Annotated in this window: 20 protein-coding genes; 5 read left to right on the plus strand and 15 right to left on the minus strand. The window is 68.9% G+C overall.

Going from position 1 to position 23,529, the window contains the following annotated elements; all coding sequences use genetic code 11:
- Window positions 1–33 precede the first annotated feature (33 nt).
- The 5 genes from HNP46_RS14655 to HNP46_RS14675 all read right to left on the minus strand — a co-directional run bounded on the left by HNP46_RS14655 (window position 34) and on the right by HNP46_RS14675 (window position 5,883).
- A complete protein-coding gene (locus HNP46_RS14655) occupies window positions 34–858 on the minus strand; it encodes a sulfotransferase family protein (protein ID WP_184590103.1) in 825 nt (274 codons plus the stop codon).
- A gap of 149 nt (window positions 859–1,007) precedes the next feature.
- The gene (locus HNP46_RS14660) at window positions 1,008–3,107 is read right to left on the minus strand and encodes an HlyD family efflux transporter periplasmic adaptor subunit (RefSeq protein ID WP_184590105.1); all 2,100 of its coding nucleotides are present in this window, start codon (window positions 3,105–3,107) and stop codon (window positions 1,008–1,010) included.
- 2 nt (window positions 3,108–3,109) lie between these two features.
- Window positions 3,110–4,426 carry an efflux RND transporter periplasmic adaptor subunit gene (locus HNP46_RS14665; RefSeq protein ID WP_184590107.1) on the minus strand — a complete coding sequence of 439 codons (1,317 nt, stop codon included), beginning with the start codon at window positions 4,424–4,426 and terminating at the stop codon, window positions 3,110–3,112.
- An 11-nt stretch (window positions 4,427–4,437) separates the two neighbouring features.
- Entirely contained in the window at window positions 4,438–5,220 is a 783-nt protein-coding gene (locus HNP46_RS14670; RefSeq protein WP_184590109.1) for an efflux RND transporter periplasmic adaptor subunit, read from the minus strand.
- A gap of 78 nt (window positions 5,221–5,298) precedes the next feature.
- Window positions 5,299–5,883 (minus strand): TetR/AcrR family transcriptional regulator, encoded by a 585-nt coding sequence (locus tag HNP46_RS14675; RefSeq protein WP_184590111.1) that lies wholly within the window; start codon window positions 5,881–5,883, stop codon window positions 5,299–5,301.
- Between the two features lie 181 nt (window positions 5,884–6,064).
- Between HNP46_RS14675 and HNP46_RS14680 the strand changes: the two genes are divergently transcribed.
- On the plus strand, window positions 6,065–6,400 hold the full coding sequence (locus tag HNP46_RS14680) for a hypothetical protein (RefSeq protein WP_184590113.1): 336 nt from the start codon (window positions 6,065–6,067) through the stop codon (window positions 6,398–6,400).
- Here HNP46_RS14680 and HNP46_RS14685 read toward each other — a convergent pair whose 3' ends face one another.
- Genes HNP46_RS14685 through hflK (HNP46_RS14700) form a run of 4 tightly spaced genes read right to left on the minus strand, consistent with a single transcriptional unit; the run spans window position 6,401 to window position 12,501 of the window.
- Window positions 6,401–8,395 carry a heavy metal translocating P-type ATPase gene (locus HNP46_RS14685; RefSeq protein WP_184590114.1) on the minus strand — a complete coding sequence of 665 codons (1,995 nt, stop codon included), beginning with the start codon at window positions 8,393–8,395 and terminating at the stop codon, window positions 6,401–6,403.
- A 43-nt stretch (window positions 8,396–8,438) separates the two neighbouring features.
- The gene (gene hflK / locus HNP46_RS14690; protein WP_184590116.1) at window positions 8,439–9,467 is read right to left on the minus strand and encodes a protease modulator HflK; all 1,029 of its coding nucleotides are present in this window, start codon (window positions 9,465–9,467) and stop codon (window positions 8,439–8,441) included.
- On the minus strand, window positions 9,460–10,518 hold the full coding sequence (gene hflC, locus HNP46_RS14695; protein WP_184590118.1) for a protease modulator HflC: 1,059 nt from the start codon (window positions 10,516–10,518) through the stop codon (window positions 9,460–9,462). Before hflC ends, hflK (HNP46_RS14690) begins: the two co-directional genes overlap by 8 nt.
- A gap of 27 nt (window positions 10,519–10,545) precedes the next feature.
- Entirely contained in the window at window positions 10,546–12,501 is a 1,956-nt protein-coding gene (gene hflK, locus HNP46_RS14700) for a protease modulator HflK (RefSeq protein WP_184590120.1), read from the minus strand.
- Between the two features lie 397 nt (window positions 12,502–12,898).
- Between hflK (HNP46_RS14700) and HNP46_RS14705 the strand changes: the two genes are divergently transcribed.
- From HNP46_RS14705 to speE, 4 genes are all read left to right on the plus strand, one after another.
- Complete coding sequence (locus HNP46_RS14705; RefSeq protein WP_184590122.1) at window positions 12,899–14,038, plus strand: phosphotransferase enzyme family protein; 1,140 nt, start codon at window positions 12,899–12,901, stop codon at window positions 14,036–14,038.
- Window positions 14,039–14,071: 33 nt separating this feature from the next.
- Complete coding sequence (gene pnuC, locus HNP46_RS14710; protein WP_184590124.1) at window positions 14,072–14,662, plus strand: nicotinamide riboside transporter PnuC; 591 nt, start codon at window positions 14,072–14,074, stop codon at window positions 14,660–14,662.
- Between the two features lie 139 nt (window positions 14,663–14,801).
- Window positions 14,802–15,260, plus strand: a complete 459-nt coding sequence (locus HNP46_RS14715; RefSeq protein ID WP_184590126.1) for a DUF3574 domain-containing protein — start codon at window positions 14,802–14,804, stop codon at window positions 15,258–15,260.
- The gene (gene speE / locus HNP46_RS14720) at window positions 15,260–16,126 is read left to right on the plus strand and encodes a polyamine aminopropyltransferase (protein WP_184590128.1); all 867 of its coding nucleotides are present in this window, start codon (window positions 15,260–15,262) and stop codon (window positions 16,124–16,126) included. The genes HNP46_RS14715 and speE overlap by 1 nt, the downstream gene beginning before the upstream one ends.
- Here speE and HNP46_RS14725 read toward each other — a convergent pair.
- From HNP46_RS14725 to HNP46_RS14750, 6 genes are all read right to left on the minus strand, one after another.
- On the minus strand, window positions 16,111–16,563 hold the full coding sequence (locus HNP46_RS14725) for a DUF3574 domain-containing protein (RefSeq protein WP_184590130.1): 453 nt from the start codon (window positions 16,561–16,563) through the stop codon (window positions 16,111–16,113). The genes speE and HNP46_RS14725 overlap by 16 nt on opposite strands.
- A complete protein-coding gene (locus HNP46_RS14730) occupies window positions 16,563–17,939 on the minus strand; it encodes an APC family permease (RefSeq protein ID WP_184590132.1) in 1,377 nt (458 codons plus the stop codon). Before HNP46_RS14730 ends, HNP46_RS14725 begins: the two co-directional genes overlap by 1 nt.
- 48 nt (window positions 17,940–17,987) lie before the next feature.
- A complete protein-coding gene (locus HNP46_RS14735) occupies window positions 17,988–20,369 on the minus strand; it encodes a TonB-dependent receptor plug domain-containing protein (protein WP_184590134.1) in 2,382 nt (793 codons plus the stop codon).
- Window positions 20,370–20,739: 370 nt separating this feature from the next.
- Window positions 20,740–21,405 (minus strand): sulfite oxidase-like oxidoreductase, encoded by a 666-nt coding sequence (locus tag HNP46_RS14740; protein WP_184590136.1) that lies wholly within the window; start codon window positions 21,403–21,405, stop codon window positions 20,740–20,742.
- Between the two features lie 19 nt (window positions 21,406–21,424).
- A complete protein-coding gene (locus HNP46_RS14745) occupies window positions 21,425–22,480 on the minus strand; it encodes a substrate-binding domain-containing protein (protein WP_184590137.1) in 1,056 nt (351 codons plus the stop codon).
- A 25-nt stretch (window positions 22,481–22,505) separates the two neighbouring features.
- On the minus strand, window positions 22,506–23,528 hold the full coding sequence (locus HNP46_RS14750; RefSeq protein WP_184590139.1) for an ABC transporter permease: 1,023 nt from the start codon (window positions 23,526–23,528) through the stop codon (window positions 22,506–22,508).
- Window position 23,529 lies beyond the last annotated feature (1 nt).

The following is a 23,529-nucleotide window of genomic DNA, read 5'->3' on the forward strand; positions in this document are numbered from 1 at the left end:
ACCGGCGATCTGTTGCCGCCGTGACCGGTCCTGTCAGTTGTTCTTGATACGAATCACGTTGGCCGCGCTGGCGCTGCCGTCTTCCCAGAAAGAGAGCTTGCTGTACTGCTCGAACAGGTCCGGCGGCAGCAGGGTGCGACGCTCCTGAACAGCCACCTTCGGCCGCACGCGGTGCAAGCCGTTCACACCCAGCGCGGTGTCGAAGTCCGGCGCGTCGTAGGCCAGATTGTCGAAATCGTGCTCGAACCAGGGCTCGTCGATGAACTGGTAGACCAGGCGCAGCACCTTCTCCGGGCTGCGCACCAGCAGGTCGTAGTCGATCACCAGCAGCGAATCGGCCTGTTCGCCGTAGAAGGCTTCCTTGAGCGCACTCCAGGAAAAGCCCACCAGCCGGTTACCCTGGGCCAGCGTCTCGACGCGGCTATAGACGGTGTTGCGCTCGCTGGCGTCGGCGAACAGCTTGGTGTTCTCGAAGGGATTGGCGCGGAACAAGCGTTCCAGGCTGTCCATGATCCAGGCGACGTTGCGCACGCAGGCGATGACCTTGCCCTGCGGGAACATCTCGCGCAGGGCCGGCAGGTTGGCGCACCAGAGGCGGTTGGTGTCGAACACCACGGACTTGTCGTGCTGGTCGGCGTAGTAGGAGTCGAACAGGCCACGCAGCAGGCGGCGACGTTGCTCGGCGCTGATCAGCGGGGCGAACTCGCTGCCTGCGCTGCACTGTTCACGGACGCTGACAAACAGCCCGCCGACGGGGCTGGACATGCCCGCGTGGAAGCGTGGGTTCTGCAGGAGAATGGCGGACAGCAGCGTACTGCCTGAGCGCGGCAAACCCGATATGAAGTGAAAGTTCTGCATCCCTGCGCAACAACTCAATGGCACTTTGCAATTGCTGGATGCTAGGGCTTTTCAGAATATTCGTACAGATTTTTCATACAAACTGCGGGAACATGGACAGGGCCACCGCCACGCCCCCTGCGCAGAGGCTCGCGCTAGACAGCCGCAGGCTAGAAACCACTCTCCCGAACCCCCAGCGCCGCCAGGCGCCGCAGGAAGCCGCCGAGCAGCGATTCGCTGCGCCCGCGCAGGCTGACCACGCCACGAACGGACTGCTGCGGCGCCGGGCTGTCGGCCAGCAGCTCCAGGCGCGCGCCGTATTGCGCGTGCTCGGGAACCGCACGTTGTTCGGCATCGCGGCGCACCGCCAGGGGCCCCCCCTGGTCGGAGGCCAGCAGCGGCAAGGCCAGCACCGAACTGCTGGTGGCATCCAGCTCACTCAGGCGTACCGCCAGGGCCGGCAGGCCGGGGTCCTCGGCGACGAATCGGCCCTCGTTGCCCGGCGCCAGGCGCTCCAGCGACTGCTGCTCGACATAGCCGCGCAACTTCGGCCGCTGCTGGCCGACCACCCGCAGCAGGACCTCCTCCGGCGCCAGCCAGAGCCCCTCCTGCAGGCTGCTCCTGAGGTCACGCACCACGCCATCCTGCGGGGCACGCAACTGCAGGCGCTCACGTTCCGCCGCCAGTCCGCGGTAGTCCGCCAGTTGCTGCGCCAATTGGCTCTCCAGCACGCCGGCATCGGCCACCAGCAGCGGATTGGCGCGTGTGCGGGCGATCTGCAACTGCAACGCACGCAGCTGCAGGCCGATGATCCGCAGGTGCGCCTCGACATCCGGCGAGGCCAACTCCAGCAGCAGGTCGCCGGCCTTCACCGGCTGACCTTCGCGGACCAGCAGGCGCACCACCTGCGCGCCCACCGGGGTATGCACCTCGCTGACCTGGGAAGCCTCCAGCACCGCCGGCACCTGCACCGACGTGCGCCACGGCACCAGCAGCACCAGGCCGATCAACGCCAATCCGAACAGGGTCGGCAGGCTGCGGCGCGGCTGCGCATGCTCGCGGTTCTGCCACCAGAACTTCAGCTCGCGCCAGATCGGCAAGGCAATGAACCAACCCAGTTCGACCAGCATCAGGAAGATGCCCAGCACCTTGAAGAACAGGTGGTAGACCGCCAGGGCGATGCCGAAGAACAGCAGCGCGCGCCAGACCCAGGAGAAGTACCCCCACGCCAGCAGGCGCAGGCGCAATGCCGGCGGCAGTGGCTCGGGCTGTGGCGCGCCGTAGCCGAACAGCGCTTCGCGCAGGTGCCAGCGACACAGGGCGAAGGCGCGTCCCTGGAGATTGTCCACGCCCAGCAGGTCGCTGAGCAGGAAGTAGCCATCGAAGCGCATGAACGGGTTGAGGTTGATTGCCACCGTGGTCAGCCAGGTGGCGCTCGCCAACAGGAAGGCCGCCGTGCGCAGCGGCCCGTCGTCGAGCAGCGACCAGGCCAGCAGCGCCACGCAGGCCAGGAGCATTTCCGCCAGCACGCCGCCGGCGCCGATCAGCAGACGGCTGCGGCGATCCCTGACGCGCCAGGCGTCGGATACATCGGTGTAGAACATCGGCAACAGCACGACGAACGCAATGCCCATGCTGTGCACCCGGCAACCGGCGCGCTTGGCCATGTAGGCATGCCCCAGCTCGTGGCAGAACTTGGCGAACCACAGGGCGATGCCGAACGCAGCGGCGCCGGACCAGCTGAACAGGTAGGAGAAACTGCCGATGAAGCGGTCCCAGTCGCGGGCCACCAGGAACAGCCCCAGCGCCAGCACCGCCGGCAGGCCATAGCGCAGCAGCGCGCCGCCGTGCCGGGCCAGCCAGGGCCAGGTGCGATTGAGGAAGGGATCGGGCCGCCACAACGGGATGCGGAAGAACAGGTATTGATGCAGCGCCTTCTGCCACAGACTCTCGCGACGCGCGTGGGACTTGGCCAGGTAGCTGTCGCGCTGCTGCGGATCGCCGGCGGCGATCAGGTCATGCTCACGCAGGAAGCTCAGCAACTGCTCCAGGTCGTTTTCGCCCAGCGCGCGGCCGGCACTGCGGTTGGCGGCTGCCAGCACCGCCAGCGGCGCGCCCTGCCCCCACTGCCGCAGCAGGCGCACGGCGGCCTCGCCCAGCTTGAAGTAGCGGCCGCGCAAGGGGTCGTTGAGCACCCACTGGGCGGCGCCATCGAAGGCCGGCGCGGCCTCGGACAGCTGCAGGTCGTCACGCAGCGCAGGCAGGTTCAAGCTCACAGCCCCAGGGTCTGGCGCAGGGCCGTCAGCGGCCGGCGCAGCAGGTAGTAGCCCAGCGGAGCACGCTCGCCGTAGAGCTTGGCGGTGCCGCGCAGGCCGATGCGCGGCGGCGTCTCCTCGAAGCCGGCGACCAGCCGATAGGCCAGGCCGCCGCCGGGCACAGGCTCCGCTTCATAGCCGATGCGCTGCAGACTTGCAGGCACCGACGTCAGCGGCTGGTTATCGAGGAACAGCGCGATCTGGGCATCGTTCTCCAGCTGCATCACGCTACCGGTGGGCAGCTCGATGCGCAGCTCGGCGCTGCTCGGGTCGGCAATCTCCATCAGGCGCTCGCCGGTGCGCACCGGCTTGCCGGTCCAGCGTTCGGCATCAGCGAACACCGCTACGCCATTCTGCTCGGCACGTACTTCGCTGCGTTGCAGCAGCTCGCGGGCGTAGTCGCGTTCGGCGCGCTTCTGCTCGACGCGGGCGGCCAGCAGGTCCAGGCGCGCAGCCGATTCGCCGTCCTGGAAGGCGCGCTGGCTGTTGGCCTTGAGCTCGGCCTCGGCCACCGCCAGGGCGCGCTCGGCCACATCGGCCTGGGCCTTGAGTGTGGTGGCGTCGAAACGCACCAGCAGGTCGCCGCGCTGCACCGTCTGGTTGGGCCGCACCACGACCTGGGCGATCACCCCGTCCAGCGGCGCGGCAATCACCCGCCCGCCCTTGGGTATCACTTCGGCAGGCGCCAACGCGGACTGGCGGATCGGCACCAGCAACAGCACGAGTACAGCACCCAGCACCATCGCCAGGCGCTTCTTCGGCCAGCGCAGGCGCCACGGCAGGCGTGGCTGCAGGGCCTGCCAGGCATGGGAATAGGTATCGCCCAGTTCCGCCAGCAAGGCCTTCTCGGCCGGCGACCAGGGCTGTTCACGGGCCAGCCAGAGGCCGCCGAAGCGCACCCCGGCACGGTCGCGCAGCGGCAACCAGAATACCTGCGGCAGGCTCATCTGCTGCTGGTCCTGGCGGGTCGACTCGCTCAGCAGGCTGCAATCGGCCACAGTGGGCTGTTCCAGCGCGCTATGGGCGCCCAGCTCGACACAGGCTCTCTCGATGAAGGCGACGAAGGGGGCATGCGGCTCGACCACACTGACGCCGGTCAGCGCGCGCACCTTGCCGGCAATCACCAGCGCCGCGTGGCGAAAGCCGAACAGCGCCTGGCCGTCATTGACCATGGCGAAGCACAGCCGCTCCAGGCTGTCGGCGGCGCGCGCCTGGCGTTGCAGGCCGAGGAACTGGGCAAAGGCCCGCTCGATGCTCCCGGTGGCTGCATTCATGGCGGCGCTGCTCATTGCGACGGGGCGAAGCGCGCAGTGCCGCTCATGCCGGCGACGAGGCCGGCGCTGGGCGGCACGCTGGCGATCAGCAACAGCGTCTGGCTGGCCTCGTCGATGCGCGCGCCCAGGCGCTTGACCTCGACCTGCAGCGGCTGGCCGGTTTCGTCCGGGGTGAAACTGAACTGCTCGCCCGGCTTGAGCTTCGACAGCCAGCGCGAAGGCACCAGCAGGCGGATTTCCAGGCTGCGGTTGTCGACGATCTCCAGCAGCGGCGCACCGCTGGCGACGCTTTCGAAGGGCTGCGCCTTGCGCTGTACCACCTGGCCATCGTAGGGCGCCTGCACGCCGCAACGACGTACCTGCACCTGATAGACCTGCGCCTGGGCCTGCGCTTCGGCCTGCTTGGCCTCGGCCAGCGCCACTTCGTAGCGCCCCACGGAATTGAGCGAGGCCAGCTGGCGGTTGTGCGACAGCTCCTCCGCTGCCGCCCGCACCCCGGCCTGGGCGGCATTCAACTGGGCCTGGTAGGCGGAGCAGTCGAAGCGCACCAGCACATCGCCCTTCTTGAAGGCCTGGCCCTCGGCAAAAGGCATCTCCAGGATGCGCCCGGCCAGTTCACTGGATAGCATCGCCTGCTCGCGGGCATGCAACACGCCACGCACATCGCGACCGGCAGCTTCAGCCGAGCCACTTGCAGTGGCCGGCAACAACGGATCGGGCAGCGGCTCGGCCGCTTGCGCACCCAGCACCACGGCCAGCATTCCCCCGACTCCCCACCCGACTTGCCTGCGCATCCTTCGCCCTCCGCGACACGAAGCGCGAAGTCTATGTGAGCGCCAGGCTGTAGGAAATATCCGCACAGCACTCTGCCACTATTTATTCTGCTCAGCGCCCCAGCAATACCCCAGCACCAGCTGCACCAGCGCGTCCTCGACGCGCTGGCGGCGTTCCGCCGGCATGCTTTCGGGCTCTTCCACCATGGCCCGCAGCACGCCGCTGACGGCATGGGCGAGAACGAATGCCTGCGCTTCGTCGAGGCTGCGCGGCGGCTGGCCCGCGCCGCCCACGCCATGGGCGACCAGGTGCGCCATGATGTTGCCGCGCAGGCCGGGCAAGGGGTTGCCGCCACCGCGGGTGAGCAGGTATTGCATCAGTGCCCGGTGCGCGCCGGTGCGTCCGCCATAGGCGCTGACGGCGGCATGGATCACCGCGCGGATGCGTGAACCCGGGGAGTCTTCCGCGCGCTCCCCGAGGGCGGCCATCACCCCATTGGCCAGCTGCGCCAGTTCGCGGCGGGCCAGTTCGTCCAGCACACGGTCCTTGTTGGGGAAGTACTGGTACAGCGTGCCGACGCTGACCCCGGCCAGTTGCGCCACGTGGTTGGTGGTGAAACCTTCGAGGCCGTCGCGATCGAGGATGCGCCGCGACGCCTCCAATATGAGTTCGATCTTTTCCATGGCGCGCGCCTGGCGCGGCAAGCGACGGCTATCTGACTGATTTTCCGAGGATTTCCTGGGCATGGAGGGGCTCCGGGAAAGCGAGTAGAGCAAAGCGCACGACCTTCCTATCATGGCAGCCACATCGAGACCGGCAAGGTCAGCGGATGAACCGCACCGCCGGCACCGGGAGCCTTTCGCCATGAGCCACAAGACCCACACCGCGCAACTGGACGACGACATCTGCGTGCACATCTTCGCCGCTTCCGGCGCCATGGTCGGCGTCTGCCTGACCGTGGTGGGCATCCTCCACATCATCGTCAACCTGCACCGGGTCGACCTGATCGGCCAGGACATGCTCGCGCTGAACACGGTGATCTACCTGGCCACCAGCCTCGCCGCCTACTTCGGCCTGCGCACCCGCAAGCTGCAGCGCAACCACCGCCTGGAGCGCATCGCCGACCTGCTGTTCCTCCTCGGCCTGACGCTGACCACGCTGACCACCGCCTTCATCGCCTGCGCCATGTCCTGCAGCTGATCACTGGCCGGCGCCCAGCGCGGCAGTCGGCGGCAAGGCGCGTGGCGCGGCCTCGCTGCGCTCCGGCAGGCGTTCGTCGTAGCGCAGCAGGCGCCCGGCGTTGGCCAGCACCAGCAGGGTGCTGAGGTTGTGCAGCAGCGCGGCGATCATCGCCCCGGCGGCACCGAGCAGGCCGAAGGCCGCGGCGATGACGATGGCCAGGGTCCAGCCGAGGCCGATCAGCACGTTGACCTGCAGCGTGCGTCGGCACAGACGGCTGAGGCGAATGCAGGTGCCGAGCCGGCGCAGGTCGCCGTTGATCAGCACGATGTCCGCCGCCGCCAGGGCGATGTCGGCGCCGCCCGCGCCCATGGCGACGCCCACGGCGCCGGCCTTGAGCGCGAGGGAGTCGTTGATGCCGTCGCCGACCACCAGCGGGCGGAAACCGGTCTGCAGTTCCTGGTTGACCTGCTGCAGCTTGTCTTCCGGCAGAGCCTGGGCCACCACGCTGCCGATGCCGACCTGGGCGGCCACCGCATCGGCGACGCTGCGGCGGTCGCCGGTGAGCAGCAACTGGCGCCGCAGGCCGAGTTCGCGCAGCTGCTCCATGGCCTCGCCCGCCTCGGCCCGCACGTTGTCGGCCAGCAGCAGCCAGGCGAGGAAGCGTCCGTCCAGCGCCAACCCGGCAATCGGGCCATCGTGCAGCGGTACTTCGGGGATGGCGATGCCCAGGCGCTGGAACAGTTCGGGCCGGCCCAGCGCCGCCTCACCCTCCTCCGTCTGCGCCACCACGCCGAAGCCCTGGCGCTCGTGCAGCTCGCTCAGCGGCAGCAACTGCGCGTGAGGCACCAATGCGGCCAGGGCGCGGCTGACCGGGTGGCTACTGGCGGCCCCCAGACTGGCGGCCAGCCGCACGACGGATTCGCCGGGCTGGCCGGAGTCGGCACTGACGATGCTGTGCAGGCGCAGTTCGCCGTAGGTCAGGGTGCCGGTCTTGTCGATCACCAGCGAGGACAGGTCGGCCAGCTCTTCGAGGAATGCCGAGCCGCGAATCAGGATGCCGTGCCGCGCTGCCACGGCGATACCGGCTACTGCGGTGGCCGGCGCCGACAGCACCAGCGCGCAGGGGCACGCCGCCACCAGCACGGCGAGCATGGCCTGGGCGTCGCTGGTGACGAACCAGGTCACCGCCGCGATCAGCAGCACCAGCAGCAGGTAACGCCCGGCGTAGCGCTCCAGCAGGCGGGTGATCGGCGGCTTGGCCTGCTCGGCGCGCTGCATCAGGGCAATCACCTTGCCGAGGGTGGAATCCTCGCCGGTGCGGGTTACCTCCACCCGCAGCAGGCCATCGAGGTTGATGGCGCCGCCGTAGATGTCTGCGCCGGCCGCCACTTCCACCGGCACTGCTTCGCCGGTGATCGGCGCGGTATCGAGGCTGGCCTGCCCGTCGAGCACGCGGCCGTCGGCCGGCACCCGGTCGCCGGCGCGCACTTCCACCTGATCGCCGGCCTTGAGGCTGGCGTTGTCGACTTCGCTGACCTGGCCGTCGGCGCCGATCAGCCGCGCCTGGCTGCGGGTCAGGCGGCCGAGGGCGTCGATCGCCTCCTGCGAGCCGAGCACGCTGCGTTCTTCGAGGACATGGCCGAAGATCATGATGATCGGCAGCAGCGCTGCCGTGGCCAGGTCACCGGTGGCCCAGGCGCCGAGCATGGCCAGGCCGATCAACTGGTCGGTAAGGCCATGCAGGCTGGGATGCAGCAGGCTGTGCCAGGCCGAGCGCAGCACCGGCACCGCTACCAGCAGCGAGGCGATGCCCAGCAGCAGCTGGGTGACGCCCTCCTGCTGCGGCGCCAGCCAGCGCCAGGCCAACCCGAGGCCGAGCAGGCCCAGGGCGAGCATCGCCAGGCTCAGCTGGCGTGCGGCGCGGCGGCGCTCGTCGCCCGAGAGCAGCCCGGAGGTCAGGTGCAGGTGGCTGTGACCGTGATGATCATGACCGTGGTGATGGTGGCCACTCATGCCGGGAAGCTCCTGCTGGCTGGGAAAGACGGAACGAACAGGGTCATGGTTTAGGCCCCTGCAGGATCATCCGTCCCGCGTCGTCGGGGTTCACCGCCGTCACTGAACCGGCGCGCGAGAGGATCGCCGGCAGCCGTTCGCGGTACAGGCGCAGCAGCAGGCCCGGGTCCTGCTGCTGGCCGAGGCTGACGATGCTGGCGGTGTCGCTGCGGGCGCGGGACAGCCGCTCGGTAGCCTCGGCCTGGGCCACCTGGACGATACGGTCCGCCGCCTGGGTCGCCTGTTGCTGCTGCCGCGCCGCATCGTTGCGCGCCCTGGCCACGGCCTGTTCGGCCTGCTGGCTGGCGGTGAGCACGGCGTTGAAGGCGCTGACGGCCGACAGCGGCAGCGAAGACTGGACATCGACCCGGACGATCTCGATGCCCAGGCCCGCGCCTTCGTCCTGCAGCTTCGCCAGGCTGGCGTTGATGCCCTGCTGCAGGTCGCCGCGCAGGCGCTCGCGGCGTTCGGCCAGGGCGGAGTCGCCGCCCACCAGTTCGGGCCGCGCCACCAGGATGGCGTCCATGTCGCGGGAAGCGCAGACCTGCACGGCATTGCGCTCCACCAGGCGATCCAGCGCCGGCTCCACGTGGGCGCCCTGCCGGGCGAAGGCATAGGGATCGTTGACCTGGTAGAAGACCCGCACGTCCAGCTGCACCACGCCGGAATCGCCGGTCAGCAGGTAGCCGGAACCGGCGGTGGAATCGTTGGCCAGGGTGCCGTCGTAATCGGTCTTCTGCGCCTGTTCCGAACGCAGCAGCAGTTCGACCCGGCGCTCGGTCACACGGCCGGCCGAGGGCAGCATGATCACTTCCTCGAAGGGGCGCGGCCAGGCCAGCAGCAGGCCGGCGTTCTGGATGCGGTTCTCGGCGCCCAGGCGCAGCACCACCGCGCGGCTTTCCGGGCCGATCTGGCGGACGTTGCCGGCCAGCCAGCCCAGCGCCGCCAGCAGCGTCACCGCATACAGGGCCAGGAAGCCCGTGCGTCCGGCCTGCAACCAGGGGCTCGGGCGCCCCTGCTCCGGGTTATTCATGGGCGTGCTCGGCGGAGTGCGGGGTCGCTGCGGGCAGCGTTGGCCCGTCGACCAGTACGCGGAACGGCGCCGCGTCGGTGCGCAGCACCAGGCGCGTGCCGGGGTTGACGAGGGTGCCCAGGGTGTCGAGGGAGCGCAGTAGGTTGTACAGCTCCGGCGCGCCGGCGTAGGCCTTGCCGTAGATCTGCGCCGCCTCGACCTGCGACTGCGCCTGGATGTCGGCAGCCTTGACGTTGGCGTCGGCCTCCAGGATGCGCGCGTCGCGCTCGGCGGCGGACTGGATCTGCGCAGCCTTGCGCTTGCCTTCGGCGGTACGCTCGGTGGCGATGGTCTCGCGCTCGGCACGCATGCGATCGACGGTGGCGTCGAGGGTTACCTTGGGCAGGGTCAGGCGTTCGATGCCGACCTGCACCACGCGTACGCCGTAGGTATCGCTGAGCTGCCTGGCGATCTGCTGGCGCAGCCGCTGTTCGAAGTCGTCGATACGCACCCGGCTGCCGTCGACATTGACCAGGTCGGCCAGCTCGAAGCCGCTGGCGGTGGTCTCCAGCGCCGAGCCGACCAGGGTGCGGATCTGCCGCGCGGCTTCGTCGGGCTGGTTCTGCACCGCGCGCATGAAGCGCTGGATGCTCTCCGGCTCCGGCGCCACCTGCCAGACGATGTAAGCCTGGACGATGATCCGCAGGCCGTCGCGGCTGCCGACGTCCTGCAGGCCGCTGGAGGTGGTGCGCAGGCGCAGGTCCACCGGCACTGCCGCCTCGAAGGGCAGCGGCCAGCGCCAGGCCAGGCCCGGCTGGATCAGCACCCGCGCGGGATTGCCGAAACGGGTGATGACGGTCGCCTCGCCCACCCGCACCTGGACGAAGCAGGCCGTGGCCGCCATGGCCAGCACCAGCAGCGCAGCCAGGGCGATGCGCCGCCAGGCGTGGCCGGACTCGCCCCGGCCATGCCCGTGGTCATGCCCGTGTGCAGGGTCATGGTCGTGGGCATGATCATGGCCGCAGTCAGGGTGGGAATGCCCGTCATGGGCGTGGGTAGCGTTCGAGCTCAAAGGACGCGCTCCTGGGCTGCGGCGGGATCAGGGAAAACCCAATGAAGGGGCGCCGGGCGCAGCGTAGCCACGCAGGTCCAGCGTCGGCGCCTGGCCGGCGGCCAGGCGGTGGTCGATGATCAGGCTGTTGGCACCGTTCAGGCCCTGGCTCAGGCGGCCCAGGTACTGTTCGAGGAGAAAGGCCTGGCCGGCGCGCTGCCAGGCGGTGCGCTCGGCGGCGAAACGCAGCTCGGCGGTGCGCGCCTGGCTGGTGGTCTCGTGGGCGGCGGCAGTGGCCTTGTCGGTCAGCGTGCTGGCATTGAGTTGCGCGAGGTTCGCCTGCTGCGCGGCGAGGCCCCGGTCCCGGGCGATCAGCGCCTGGGCGGTGATCTGCGCGGCCTGCACGGCGTGGTAGGCATTGGCCGCACCGGCCGGCGGATGGATGGCCTCCACCGAAGTGGCCAGCAGCTCCACGCCGCTGTCCAGGCGGTCGAGATCGGCCTGCACGGCGCGGCCGATATCGCGGCCGAGGGCTTCGCGCTCGGCGCCGAGCACGCCGTCCAGCGAGCGCCCGGCGAAATCGTGGACCAGCACGCGGTTGGCGATGCTGCGCAACAACTGGGCGACGTCGGCGCTGTGATAGGTCGCCGCCAGCGCGGCCTGGTCGCTGAGGCCGATGCGATAGATGAAGCGCACGTCCATGTTGACGATCTGGAAGCTCTGCCGGCCGCCGTCGACGCCAGCGATGACCTGGGAATTCTCGCTCAGGTGGGTGGCGTCCCACAGCCGGTTGGCGGCGGCCGGCGCCGGCCCTTCGGCGGGCGCCAGCGGGTCGGCGGTGCTGTCCGAGCCGGAGGTGGCCAGTTCGCGAACGACGCCGTTGTCGACGCTCAGCACCTTGCCGAATGGCCATGGCAGGCCGACGTGCAGCCCCGGCTGGTAGACCTGCAGCGGATTGCCGAAGCGCTCGTAGACGCCGCGCCCGTTGAGCGGCACCTCGACCACGCCGGTCAGCAGCCAGCCGGCCAGCAGCACCAGCGCCGCCACCGGCAGCAAGGCGCGACGCATGAAGTCGAAGGCCCAGACCTGGCGCAGGTCGATACCCAGGCGCTGCTGCAGCTCGCCCTGGATGAACGCCAGGGGCCGCGGCGGCCATTGCAGGGAGTCGGCGACCAGGCTGCGCGCCACCAGCGTCGGCTCCTGGCGCGGGCGCGGCGGGCTGAACAGCGACAGCAGCGCCCGCAGCATCAGTTCCACGGCGGCGAGCCCCGGCAGCAGGCCGATCAATACCGCCAGCCGGGCCGGCCACAGGCGCTGGCCGTCCACCAGTACCAGGCAGACGACGGTCAGCACCTGGACGACCACGACCAGGCGCAGCATGGCGGCCAGCGATCCGGCTTCCGGGCAGGTCGACGCGGAGTCGGCGGCCAGATGGCGCTCGACCACGACCAGGCAGAATGCCGCGGCCACCAGGATGCCGACGGCGACCCAGGTCAGCTGGCCGGTCGCGACCGGCACCGGCAGGTCGAAGCGCCAGACGTCCCTCACCATCAGCAGGGCGACGCCCGCCAGGCCGAACAACCACGGCGCCTCGCCGCCGATCCGCTGCACCTGCCGGCGGCAGGCGCCGAGGATGCGCTCCAGCCAACGCTCGTAGCCGCTGAGCGGCTCCTCCTGCGCTGGCGCCTGGGCGGCGCCGCGCCGCCAGAAGCGCAGGGGAACCGGTTGCTGGCCGATGGCCGCGGCGCGCCAGCTGGCGACCCGCCAGGCCGATTGCGCGCTCGCGCCGAGCAGCAGCAGGGACGCCGCATTGACGCCCAGCAGCGCGACCCAGTGGGAGTCGGCGGAAAACAGACTGACGAGGTAACCCAGCGCCCACAGCAGCAGGGCCGCCAATGCCGGCAGCCAGGTCAGCAGCACCAGTGGACGCGACAGGCTCAGCGAGCGCTGGAAGCGCGGCAGTCCATCGAGCGGTTCCGCCTCGATGTCCAGATCGACTCTCATGAAGACTCCAGGAATGCCAGGCGGCCCCGACAACGAGCGGATGGGTCATCGCCGGGCACCCAGCGGGCGCCCGAGAAGGAGAAAAAGTAATGTTATAACCCAGGAAGTTAAGGAATTGTTAAAGAATGTGTCACGCCGACCGACCGGCCAGGCGGCGATCGATCCGCCCTGGCGGCGCGGGCTGCACCGGGAAAATCCGGCGCCCCGACACGCTTCGCCCAGCGGCGTTCCACCCATTGGCCGGCGGATGCTGGCAGAATCTGCGCCGCGCATCGTCCCGGCCGCTGCCCTGCCGCCACCGGGGCAAGCCCCGCGCAAGATTGCCGCAGCCCTGCTCTCGCAGGCTGTCTGATGGATAGGTGCTGCGCGCGGCAGCCCCTGCAAGTGGAGAACCCGCATGAGCAAACGCCTGAGCCACGGCATGGGCCTGGAACCCGTGGAGCCCGACTGGCCGGCGCTCACCGCGACGGAAGTCGCCGCGCTGCTGGAAGGCTTCGGCCAGGCCGACAGCCGCCTGCTGTGGCACAGCCCACGGCCGTTCTCCGCTGCCGCGCTGGTGGCAAGCGCCGGCGAGCCGTTGTTCGTCAAGCGCCACCACCCCGGCGTGCGCACGGCCGCCCAGTTGGCGGAGGAACACGCCTTCCTCGCTCATCTGGCCCGGCGTGGCGCGCCGGTCGCCCAGGTGCTGCACGATGCCAGCGGGTGCAGCGCAATCGAGCGCGATGGCTGGACCTATGAGGTGCATCGGCAGGCCCCTGGGCTGGACCTGTACCGTGACGCCCTGTCCTGGACGCCCTTCCGGCACAACGCCCACGCCGTCGCCGCCGGCGTCGCGCTGGCACAGCTGCACCGCGCGGCCGAAGGCTTCGACGCCCCGCCGCGCAGCACCGACGTCCTGTTCAGCAACCTGAAGCTGTTCGGGGCGGCGGACCCCATCGCCGCCATCGAAGCGACCTTGCCCAACGCCCCCGCCCTCGCCGACTACCTGCAGGCGCGCCCGTGGCGGGAAACCCTGCGCGAACTGCACCTGCCCCTGCAACGCGAACTGTTGCCGTACCTGGCGCGCCAGCCCGCCCTGTGGACCCACAACGACTGGCACGCCTCCAACCTGCTGTGGAGCGAAGACGGCCCGCAGGCACAGGTGGCGTCGGTGCTGGACTTCGGCCTGAGCGACCGCACCTTCGCCCTCTTCGACCTGGCCACCGCCATCGAGCGCAACCTGGTGCCCTGGCTGGAACTGGACCAGGGCCGCGCCGCCGTGGCCGACCTCGATGCCCTCGACGCATTGCTGAGCGGCTACGCCAGCGTGCGCCCGCTGAGCCGCGACGACCTGCTCGCGCTCGCCGCCCTGCTGCCGCTGGTGCATACGGATTTCGCCCTGTCCGAGATCAGTTACTTCCATGGCCTGCTCGGCTCGGCAGAAAATGCCGCCCTGGCCTACGACCACTACCTGCTCGGCCACACCCGCTGGTTCCTGGGCAGCGAAGGCCAGCGACTGCTCAACCATCTGCGCCAACTGGCAACCCGGACGAACTGACTCGCCTGGACACGCATTCTGAGGAAAACGGGCATGTCTGCTCTGGAAATCATCGCGGTGATCGTCAACGTGCTCGGCGTCTGGCTCACCGCCCGGCGCATCCGCTGGTGCTGGCCGGTTAACGTGGTAGCGGTGCTGCTCTACGCGTGGATCTTCTTCAGCGTGAAGCTCTACTCCGACATGCTCCTGCAACTGGTCTTCGTGGTGCTGCAGTTCTACGGCTGGTGGCAATGGAGCCAGGGCAGCAGCGACCACGGTAGAGTTCGCGTCCAGCGCCTGCCCTTCGCCACGGCCGTCACCAGTTGCCTGGCCGGCGCCTTCGGCGCACTGGCCCTGGGCTGGGCGATGCACACCCACACCGACGCCGCCCTGCCCTGGCTGGATGCCGCGTTGACCGCCTTCAGCCTGGTGGCGAGCTTCTGGGCCGCGCGCAGGTACGTCGCCAGCTGGTGGCTGTGGATCATCCTCGACGTGGTCTACACCGGGCTGTTTCTCTACAAGTCCCTGTACCTCACCGCCGCGCTCTACGCCGGCTTCATCGTGCTGGCGATCTATGGCCTGCTGGCCTGGCGGCGCGAGCTGCACGACGGACCGCCGAGTGCTCCGGCGCTGGCGGCTGGTTAAGCAGTGGAAGCTGCGCTCCCGCGCACCCGGAACTACTGAATATGAGCATATGAGAATGCTTTTTCAGTATTTAAGGAAATAACCGGCAACCTCCTATAGTGGCGATCGGGTTCAACTCTCATCACCGCAAGGAAGTCCCATGCTCCGCCACCTGCTCGCCGCCAGCCTCGCCCTGGCGCTGTTCGGCTGCGCCACCCCGCCCGCTCCTTCCGTCCACACCACCAACCCCGCGAGTTCCACGCTGCAGGGCGACCCGACCCGGCCGGCGCAGGCGCAGTGGCTGCGCACCGAGTTGTACTTCGCGCTGGGCCAGGAGAACGGCAAGGAGAAGATCAGCGAGCAGCGCTGGCGGCAGTTCCTCGACCAGGAAGTGACGCCGCGCTTCCCCGACGGTTTCACCGCCTATGACGCCTACGGCCAGTGGCGTGACCACGGCGCCGCGACGCCGGAGCGGCTGAGCACCAAGGTCATCGTGATCCTGCATGAAGACAGCGCGGCGCGCGGCCAGGACATCGAGGCGATCCGCCTGGCGTGGAAGCGCATTACCGGCGACCTCTCCGTGCTGCGCCTGTCGCAACCGGCGCAGGTCTCCTTCTGATGAGCGAGTTCCGCGAGACGCTGCATGAGGGTTACGCCCAGGCGCTGAGCATCGACGAACCGATCTACCAGGGCCACACCGGCCAGCAGGAAGTGCAGGTGTTCCGCAACCGGCGCTTCGGCCGCGTGCTGACCCTGGACGGTGTGCTGCAGACCACCGAGGCGGACGAGTTCGTCTACCACGAGATGCTCGCCCATGTGCCGATCCTGGCCCATGGCGCGGTGCGCCGGGTGCTGGTGATCGGCGTGGGCGATGGCGGCATCCTGCGGGAGATCGTGCGGCATGCCGGCATCGAGGAGATCGTCGCGGTGGAGATCGACCCACAGGTGGTCGAGTTGTGCCGCGAGCTGCTGCCGAATCATTCCGCCGGCGCGCTGGACGATCCGCGCCTGCGGCTGATCTATGCCGACGGCCTGGAATACCTCGCGCAGAGCCGCGAGACCTTCGACCTGATCCTTTGCGACTCCACCGATCCGGGTGGCCCGGCGGCCAGCCTGTTCACCGATGCCTTCTACCGCAACTGCCAGCAGCGCCTGGGCAGCGGCGGCATCCTCGCCACGCAGAACGGCGTGCCCTTCCTCCAGCCGGAGGAGCTGGGCGGCACGGCACGGCGGCTGGCGGAGACCTTCGCCGACTGGGGCTTCTTCCACGCAGCGGTGCCGACCTACATCGGCGGCAGCATGGCCTTCGGCTGGGCGTCGAACAGCGAGAAGGTCCGCCGTACCGAGCTGGAAACCCTGCGCCAGCGCTTCGCCAGAAGCGGCCTGGTGACCCGTTACTACACCCCCGAGGTACACCAGGCGGCGTTCGCCCTGCCGCGCTACATGCTCGACCTGATCGAGGCCGGGCTTCAGCGCGACAGCTGAGGGTTGTCCAGGCGCTGCGGCGTCCAGTCCGGGTCGCGGGCGCGAACCGGGCTGCTGACCTGCAGCACCGCCGTGCCGAAGCGCTGCTTGAAGTCCGCGCCGATCTGCGCAAGGGCCTGGCGGGTGTAGGGATTGTCGGCGTGGATGAGGATCAGCAGCCGCGACGGCAGCTTCTCCGGCCCGCCACTGGGGCCGCGCCACTGGCCGTGCAGGTCGAGCCAGCTGAGGCCATCGGGAAAGCGCGGCGTCACCTCGCGGGCGAGGAAGTCCTCCCACTGCGACAGCTCCACCGCCTCCAGGTACAACTCGGTGCGCAGCATGCGCCGACCGCTCACCTCACCGCTGGCACTGGCGGACGGTTCGTTGAGCCACAGCCCGACCAGCGCTGCCAGCAGCACCGCCACGGCGCCATTGCGCCAGAGTGCTTTCGCGCGCATCACACGCCCTCCTCCGACCAACCTTCAGCGGTTACCGCTCGCGGCCGCAGAAGCAACTGCAGCAGCGCGCCCAGCGCCAGCACGCCGACGCCCAGCAGCGCGCCCCAGCCGACGTAGGCGACGCTGGAATACTGCATGTACAGGCACACGGCGAGGAAGCCCAGCGGCAGCCACGGATACAGCGGCACGCGGATCGGCCGCGGCACTTCCGGGTGGCGGCGGCGCAGTATGATCAGCGCCACGCTGCTCAGGCTGAGGAACAGCCAGTACACCGGCGTCATGTACTCCACCATGGTGTTGAAGCCGTGGCCGCTCCAGCCGCCGACGGCGATCAGCAACAGCGCCACCACGCCCTCAGCCAGCAACGCGGCGCGCGGCACGCCATGGCGCACATCCCAGCGGCCAAGCACGCCCAGCGCGGGAACGTCCCGTGCGGCGGCATAGGTGGTGCGGCTGCCGACGATCAGCGTGGAGTTGATGCTGGCAACGGCGGACACCACCACCACCGCCATGATCAGCCCGATGCCCGGCGCGCCGAAGGCCAGCCCGAGCAACTCCAGTGCCGGCGCGCCGCTGGCAGCCAGGCCATCGAAGCCCAACCCGCGGATGAACGCCCAGTTCAGCGCCAGGTAGATCAGCAGCAAGGCGGCGAGCGCGCCGAGCATGGCGGTGAAGATGCCGCGGCGGTTGTCGCGCAGCTCCGCCGACAGCGTGGCCGCGTCGCTCCAGCCACCGAAGGCGAGGAATACGTAGATCAGCGCGGCGGAGAAGCCGGCGACGCCGACCTGCTCCGGCTGCACGGGTGCAACCGGCAGGGGCACGAAGCCGCGCCAGTCCAGCCACAATCCGGCGCCGACTATCCCCAGGAACCCCGCCGCCACCAGCGCCACCAATCCGGCCTGAGTGCCGAGGCTGACCCGCCAGCCGATCAGGTTGAGCGCCACCAGCGCGCTGACCAACCCGCCCGCCAGCAGCACGTTGCCCAGCTGACCGAGGCCGAGCAAGGCGCTGAAGTGATCGGCGAAGAGGAAGGCCATCAGCGCGATCCAGCCGGTGTGCAGGATGGCGAAGCGCGACCAGGCGAACAGGAAGCCCACGCGCTGGCCGTAGGCACGTTCGAGGAAGTGGTAGTCGCCGCCGGGATGGGCGAAGGCCGCGGCCATCTCCACGTAGCACAGGGCGCCGACCATCGACAGCAGGCCACCGAGAATCCATACCCCGTAGAAGTATTCCTCGCCAACGTTGAGCGCCACGGTGGGCGCGGTCTTGAGGATATCGCTGGTGATCACCATGCCCAGCGTCAGCAGCAGCGCGTGGATCGCGCCCAGGTGCCGGCGCGGACCGGCCGGTTTGCCGGCGGCGAAGTTGTCAGCCATGAGTCGGCTCCGCAAAGACAGCGGGGCCGCGTTGCGGCCCCCCTCTGGTTAGAACGAATAGCTCGCGCGGGCGTAGTAGTACGCACCGTTGGAGCCGATCGGCGAGAGCACGTCGTACGGCAGGTTGCCGCCGTAGTTGATCTCCGAGCTGGAGCGTTCCGGGTAGTTGTCGGTGAGGTTGTTGCCACCCACCGCCAGGCTGAACTGCGGGGTGAACTTGTAGGCCACCTCGGCATCCAGCTGCCATACCGCGCCGTAGGTCTGCTCCGGGTGGTAGCCGTCGCCGAAGTCGAACACGCGGGTGGTTTCGCCCTGCCGGGTCAGGCGACCGAGCAGGTTCCACTGCGCGTCGCTCCAGGTGGTGGTGAGGACGAAGCGGTCCTTCGGCGCGGCGTCGGTGAGGGTGTTGCGCTCCTCCACGCCCACCAGCGCGTCCTCGCCGATGCCCAGGTTGCTGAGCTGTTGCGGCGTGGCCTTGGTGCTGCGCACCTTGGTGTGGTTGTAGGTGTACGCGGTGGTCACGCCCAGTTGGCCGCCAACCAAGGGCTGGTGGTAGTTGAGCACCAGCTCGGCGCCATCGGTGCGAGTGTCGGCGGCGTTGGTGAAGAAGTTCACGTCGTGCACGCCGGCCACGCCGAAGTTGTCCTGGATGAACTGCTCCATGGCATCGCTGCCGATGCGCTGGGACAGGGTGATGCGGTCATCGACGTCGATGCGGAACACGTCGAAGGACAGGTCGAAGCGCTCGTTGAGCTGGGCGGTCAGGCCCAGGCTGAAGTTCTTCGAAGTCTCCGGGTCGAGCTTCTCCGCACCCAGCGCACGGGCGATGGGGTCGTTCACCGAAAGCACGCGGATATCCGTGAGCGTGCCGCCGTCGCCGAAGTTGCTGGTGGTGTTCTGGAAGCCCACCTGCGCCAGCGAGGGCGCACGGAAGTTGGTGGACGCCGCGCCGCGCAGGGCCAGTACCGGGGTCAGCTGGTAGCGCCCGCTGAGCTTGCCGGTGAGCTTGCTGCCAGCATCGTCGTAGCGTTCCCAGCGGGCGGCGGCATCGACGAAGAAGTCGTCGGTGAGATCGCCCGACAGGTCCACATAGGTGCCGAAGACGTTGCGGTCGATGTCCACTTCTTCGCTGGGCCGCAGGCCGTTGGCGCCGTCCGCGCCGACCCCGAAGTACGAGGCTTCGTCGCCGGCAGTGGTGATGTAGTTTTCGTAGCGGTACTCGCCGCCGACTGCCAGCACGAAGGGCCGCCCTGCCAGGCTCAGCTCGCGGCTGAGGTCGAGGTTGGCGACGCTCTGGCGCAGTTCGTAGTCGCCAGTATCGAACTTCGTTGGCGTGTCATCGCCCAGCGAGGCGTTGAGGGTGCGCCGGGTCGAGGATTCGAAGCGGTTGCGGCCGTGGGTGACGCTGGCGTCGTAGTCCCAGGTGTCGGCCAGCAGGCCCTTGTAGCCGAGCGTCGCGGAGAGGTCGGTGTTGTCACCCAGGGACTGCGGCAGGTAGCCGTTGGGGTAGATCTCCGGATGCTCGTCCGGGTAGCGGTAGAACTCCGCGCCGGTGGTGTGGCGCTCGTTGTACAGGCCGAAGGAATACAGCTTGCCGCTGCCCAGCGCGAGGTCACCGTTGAACCAGGCGTTGACGTCGCGCGCCAGGCCGTCGCCCATCACGTAGTTGCGCTGCCCGGGCGTGTCGGCGAAGCCGTCGTAGCCGGCGCGGTTGGTCGGCTCGCGGTTGATGAACTCGGCGCCGCCGCGGATGAAGCCGTCCTCGCCCAGGCGGGTGCCGGCCTTGGCCGCGGTGTAGGAGTTCTGCCCGTCGGTGGTGGTCTTGCCGATGGCGTCCTGGTGGGTGTGGTAGGCGCCGTAGCTGGTGGTCACCTCGCCGCCTTCGGGGGCGTCGTCGAGGATGATGTTGATCACCCCGGCGATGGCGTCGGAGCCGTACTGCGCACCGGCGCCGTCACGCAGCACTTCGATGCGCTTGATGGCGCTGATGGGGATCGAGTTGAAGTCCACCGGCGCAGTGCCGCGGCCGATCTTCGACGAGTCGTTGACCAGCGCCGAGGTGTGCTGGCGCTTGCCATTGATCAGCACCAGCACCTGGTCCGGGCTCATGCCGCGTAGCTGGGCGGCACGCACATGGTCGGCGCCACCGGAGTTGGACTGACGCGGGAAGTTGAAGGACGGCAGCAGCGTCGCCAGCGCCTGGCCCAGCTCGCCGCCGACGGCGCCGGTGGACTTCAGGTCATCGGCGGTGAGCACATCCACCGGCACGGGGGAGTCCAGCAGGGTGCGGTGGTTGCCACGGGTGCCGGTGACCAGCACGGTTTCCAACTTGGTGGTGGCCTCGGGGGTCGACGAGCTGTCGTCGGCGTGCGCGGAGGCCTGGGCGATGACCGAGGCCACCGCAACGGCAATAAGGGAACGGGATAACACGCGAAATACTCCTGTCTCGCTTAAAGAGCGCCACTCGCCGTTGGCGGCGAGTCCGGAACTCCGCTTTTTGGGTTCTTTTGACTTGAGCGGTTGGTGTCGGAAGTCCGGAAACCGCGAGCCACTGTTCCCCCTCAGGGTGGAGAAGACAGTGCTCGGGAAAGCGCTCCAGGTGTCACGGCCGGTCACTCTTCGTGATGAGCGAAAAGGCGCGGCTCTCGGTATCGCGGGTCGTCCCTGACCCGATGGGGAAGGCCTCATCCTAGCTAGTGGCAGAATGCTTTTAAACGAATAAAAAATGCTTTGTTTATAACCACTTGCAGTGTTCGTCGAGCAACAGCGCCAAGTGTTTTCCCAGCAACAGCCGTTGTGCTCAATCGAAGGCCTTGCGCTCCCATTCGTCCTCGGGAATATCCAGCGCCACGCCGGAAAAACGCTCCTCGCGATGCGGGTCAGCCTCGTTGTGGAAGCCGTTGCGCTCCCAGAATCCGGGACGATCCGTGTCGCTGAAGTGCAGCTCGCGCAGCCACTTCGCGCTCTTCCAGAAATAGCGCCCGGCGATCACCAGCCGCAGCGGCCAGCCATGCACCGGGGTGAGCGGTTCGCCGGCGTAGTGCGTGGCGAGCAGGCTGTCTTCGCGCAGCAGGTCCTGCAGCGGCAGGTTGGACTCGTAGTCGTGGTCGGCGTAGGCCATGACGAAGCGCCCGGTCGGCTGAACGCCATAGTGTTCGAGCAAATCGCCAAGGTGCACGCCGCGCCAGGCGGTATCGAACTTCGACCAGCGCGTGACGCAGTGAATGTCGCAGACCAGCTCGCGCTGCGGCAGCGCCAGCAGGTCGTCCAGGCTCAGTTCCAGTGGCCCTGGCAACGCACCGGACAGGCGCAGGCGCCAGGTCGCGCGGTCATAGCTGGGCACCTCGCCTTCATGCAGGATCGGGAAGCGCTCGGTCAGCACCTGCCCCGGCGGCAGGCGCGCGCCGTAACGCGGGTCGCCCTTGGGCGAGCGCGCCTTCTTCAGGCGCCCGGCCTTGTCATGCATCGTCCAATCCTCAGAATCCTCAGTTCGCCAGCGGAATCCAGGGGGCCTGTGCGACCTTCTGCGCCTCGCCGAACGCCGGCACCTTGCGCGCCAGGTCGCGGACGTTCTTCACGTCCAGGTCGAGCAGCTGCTGGCGGGTAATCAGGGTCGGCGGCACCAGCACCTGCTCACCGGGATTCTCCCCGGCGATGCGCAGCGCCAGGCTGCGCACGCTGATGGCCCCGGCGACTTCCGGGTTGACCGCGGCGGTGGCGCTCCAGGCGCTGCCCTGCTCCTTCATGATCTGGATGTCGGCGGTGGAGATATCGGCGCTGTAGATCTTCACCTGCTTGCCCAGCCCGGCTTCGTCCACGGCGATCTTCACGCCCTTGGCGAACTCGTCGAACGGCGCGAAGAACACGCTGATGCCGGGGTTGGCGCGCAGCACGGCGCTGGCCTGGTCGGCCACCGAGTTGGCGATGGGCGCATTCAGCGTGCCGAAGCGCGCCTTCTCGACGATGCCAGGGTTCTCGGCCTTCACCTGGCGCCAGATTTCGTCGCGGCGCTCCATGGGGGTAAAGCCGTCGATGTACACATAGCCGGCCTCGAAGGCGTTGCCGTTGTCCTGCAGCACCTGCTTGAGCGCCAGGCGCGCCAGTTCACGATGGTCCTGCTCGACGCGGGTGATGCGCGGGTCGTTCACGTCGACGTCGAAGGTCACCACCTGGATGCCCTTGGCCAGGGCCTTGTCGATGGAGTCCTTGAGGGTTTCGGCCAGCCCCAGCTGCACGATGATGCCGTCCACGCCCAGGTCGATGGCCTGCTCCAGCATCTCGCGCTGGGTGGCCGCCTGCTGGCGGGCGTCGAACACGCGCAGCTTCACGTCCAGCGCGTTGGCCTGCTTCTCCACGCCGCGCAGGTAGGCCTCGGGGAAGTCGCCGGAGAACAGGTAGCCGACCAGGGCGATCTGCACGCCGCCCTTGTCGAAGGGCGCCGGTGCACCGGGCAGCCCGGCAGCGACGGCGGTGGCTGCGGCGGATAACAACAGGCCGGCGGCGAACAGCGCGCGCAAGGATTTGGCGGGGGTGAATTTCATCCGTTGAATCTCCGAAAAAGTGCGATCAGCGCCCACGGCGGGCCAGACCGAAAGTGAACATCAGGGCCGAGACCAGCACCGCGCCCTTGACGAAATCCTGGGCGTAGTAAGGCGCGTTGAGCATGGTCAGGCCGTTGAGCAAGGTGGCGACCAGCACCGCGCCGACCAGGGTGCCGAAGGCATTGGGCTTCTGCGCACCGAGCACGGCGAAGCCGATCAGCGCGGCGCCCAGGGCATCGAGCACCAGCCCGTTGCCGGAACTGACGTCACCGCGCCCCAGGCGCGCTGCCAACAGCAAGCCACCCAGCGAGGCCAGCAACGCCGAGAGCACGTAGGCGAGCAGCTTGTAGCGCTCCACCGCCGCCCCGGCCAGGCGCGCGGCCTGCTCGTTGCCGCCGATGGCGTAGAACAATCGGCCCGGCCGCGTGCGTTCGAGGAACAGCCAGACCAGCAGCGCGCAGCCGAGCATGATCACCACCGGCACCGGCACGCGGTCCCACAGCTGCGCGCGGCCCAGGGCGAGGAACCCGGTGGCGAAGGCGCCCGGCGCTTCATCGCCATTGGCCAGGGTCATGCCGACGGCAATGGAGCGGCCGCCGGTGGGAATCAGCTGCACGCCGACCACCAGGAACATGCTGCCCAGGGTGGCGAGGATGTCCGGCACGCCCATGCGCACGATCAGCCAGCCATTGAGCAGCCCGACCAGGGTGCCCAGGCCGAGGCTGATGAGGATCGCCGCCAGCGGCCCCCAGTCCAGCACCACCATCACGTAGCTGGCGCTCATCAGGCTCAGCGCGGCGACTGCGCCGATGGACAGGTCGAGCCCGCCCACGGCCATGCTCAGGGTCACGCCCAGGGCCAGCAGCGCGACGATGGACACCGACTGCAGCACCAGGAACAGGTTGCCGACCCGCAGGAAGGCCGGTTCCAGCAGGGCGAACACCAGCACCAGCAAGGCCAGCAGCAGGAGCAGCGCGTAATGGATGAGGAAGTCGAGCAGGCGTGCGACGGGTGAGGTCGCCGGGCTGCCCACGGCAGTTCTAGACACG

The sequence above is a fragment of the Pseudomonas nitroreducens genome, assembly GCF_014204515.1.
In the GTDB taxonomy this organism is placed as follows: domain Bacteria; phylum Pseudomonadota; class Gammaproteobacteria; order Pseudomonadales; family Pseudomonadaceae; genus Pseudomonas; species Pseudomonas nitritireducens_A.

Bases quoted from the DNA above. Each gene is read 5' to 3' on its own strand.
- HNP46_RS14745 (WP_184590137.1), bottom strand. From the start codon at position 22,480: ATGAAATTCACCCCCGCCAAATCCTTGCGCGCGCTGTTCGCCGCCGGC.
- HNP46_RS14740 (WP_184590136.1), bottom strand. From the start codon at position 21,405: ATGCATGACAAGGCCGGGCGCCTGAAGAAGGCGCGCTCGCCCAAGGGC.
- HNP46_RS14675 (WP_184590111.1), bottom strand. From the start codon at position 5,883: ATGGAAAAGATCGAACTCATATTGGAGGCGTCGCGGCGCATCCTCGAT.
- HNP46_RS14655 (WP_184590103.1), bottom strand. From the start codon at position 858: ATGCAGAACTTTCACTTCATATCGGGTTTGCCGCGCTCAGGCAGTACG.
- HNP46_RS14680 (WP_184590113.1), top strand. From the start codon at position 6,065: ATGAGCCACAAGACCCACACCGCGCAACTGGACGACGACATCTGCGTG.
- HNP46_RS14730 (WP_184590132.1), bottom strand. From the start codon at position 17,939: ATGGCTGACAACTTCGCCGCCGGCAAACCGGCCGGTCCGCGCCGGCAC.
- HNP46_RS14715 (WP_184590126.1), top strand. From the start codon at position 14,802: ATGCTCCGCCACCTGCTCGCCGCCAGCCTCGCCCTGGCGCTGTTCGGC.
- HNP46_RS14665 (WP_184590107.1), bottom strand. From the start codon at position 4,426: ATGAATGCAGCCACCGGGAGCATCGAGCGGGCCTTTGCCCAGTTCCTC.
- HNP46_RS14670 (WP_184590109.1), bottom strand. From the start codon at position 5,220: ATGCGCAGGCAAGTCGGGTGGGGAGTCGGGGGAATGCTGGCCGTGGTG.
- HNP46_RS14725 (WP_184590130.1), bottom strand. From the start codon at position 16,563: ATGCGCGCGAAAGCACTCTGGCGCAATGGCGCCGTGGCGGTGCTGCTG.
- HNP46_RS14685 (WP_184590114.1), bottom strand. From the start codon at position 8,395: ATGAGTGGCCACCATCACCACGGTCATGATCATCACGGTCACAGCCAC.
- hflK (WP_184590120.1), bottom strand. From the start codon at position 12,501: ATGAGAGTCGATCTGGACATCGAGGCGGAACCGCTCGATGGACTGCCG.
- pnuC (WP_184590124.1), top strand. From the start codon at position 14,072: ATGTCTGCTCTGGAAATCATCGCGGTGATCGTCAACGTGCTCGGCGTC.
- speE (WP_184590128.1), top strand. From the start codon at position 15,260: ATGAGCGAGTTCCGCGAGACGCTGCATGAGGGTTACGCCCAGGCGCTG.
- HNP46_RS14705 (WP_184590122.1), top strand. From the start codon at position 12,899: ATGAGCAAACGCCTGAGCCACGGCATGGGCCTGGAACCCGTGGAGCCC.
- hflK (WP_184590116.1), bottom strand. From the start codon at position 9,467: ATGAATAACCCGGAGCAGGGGCGCCCGAGCCCCTGGTTGCAGGCCGGA.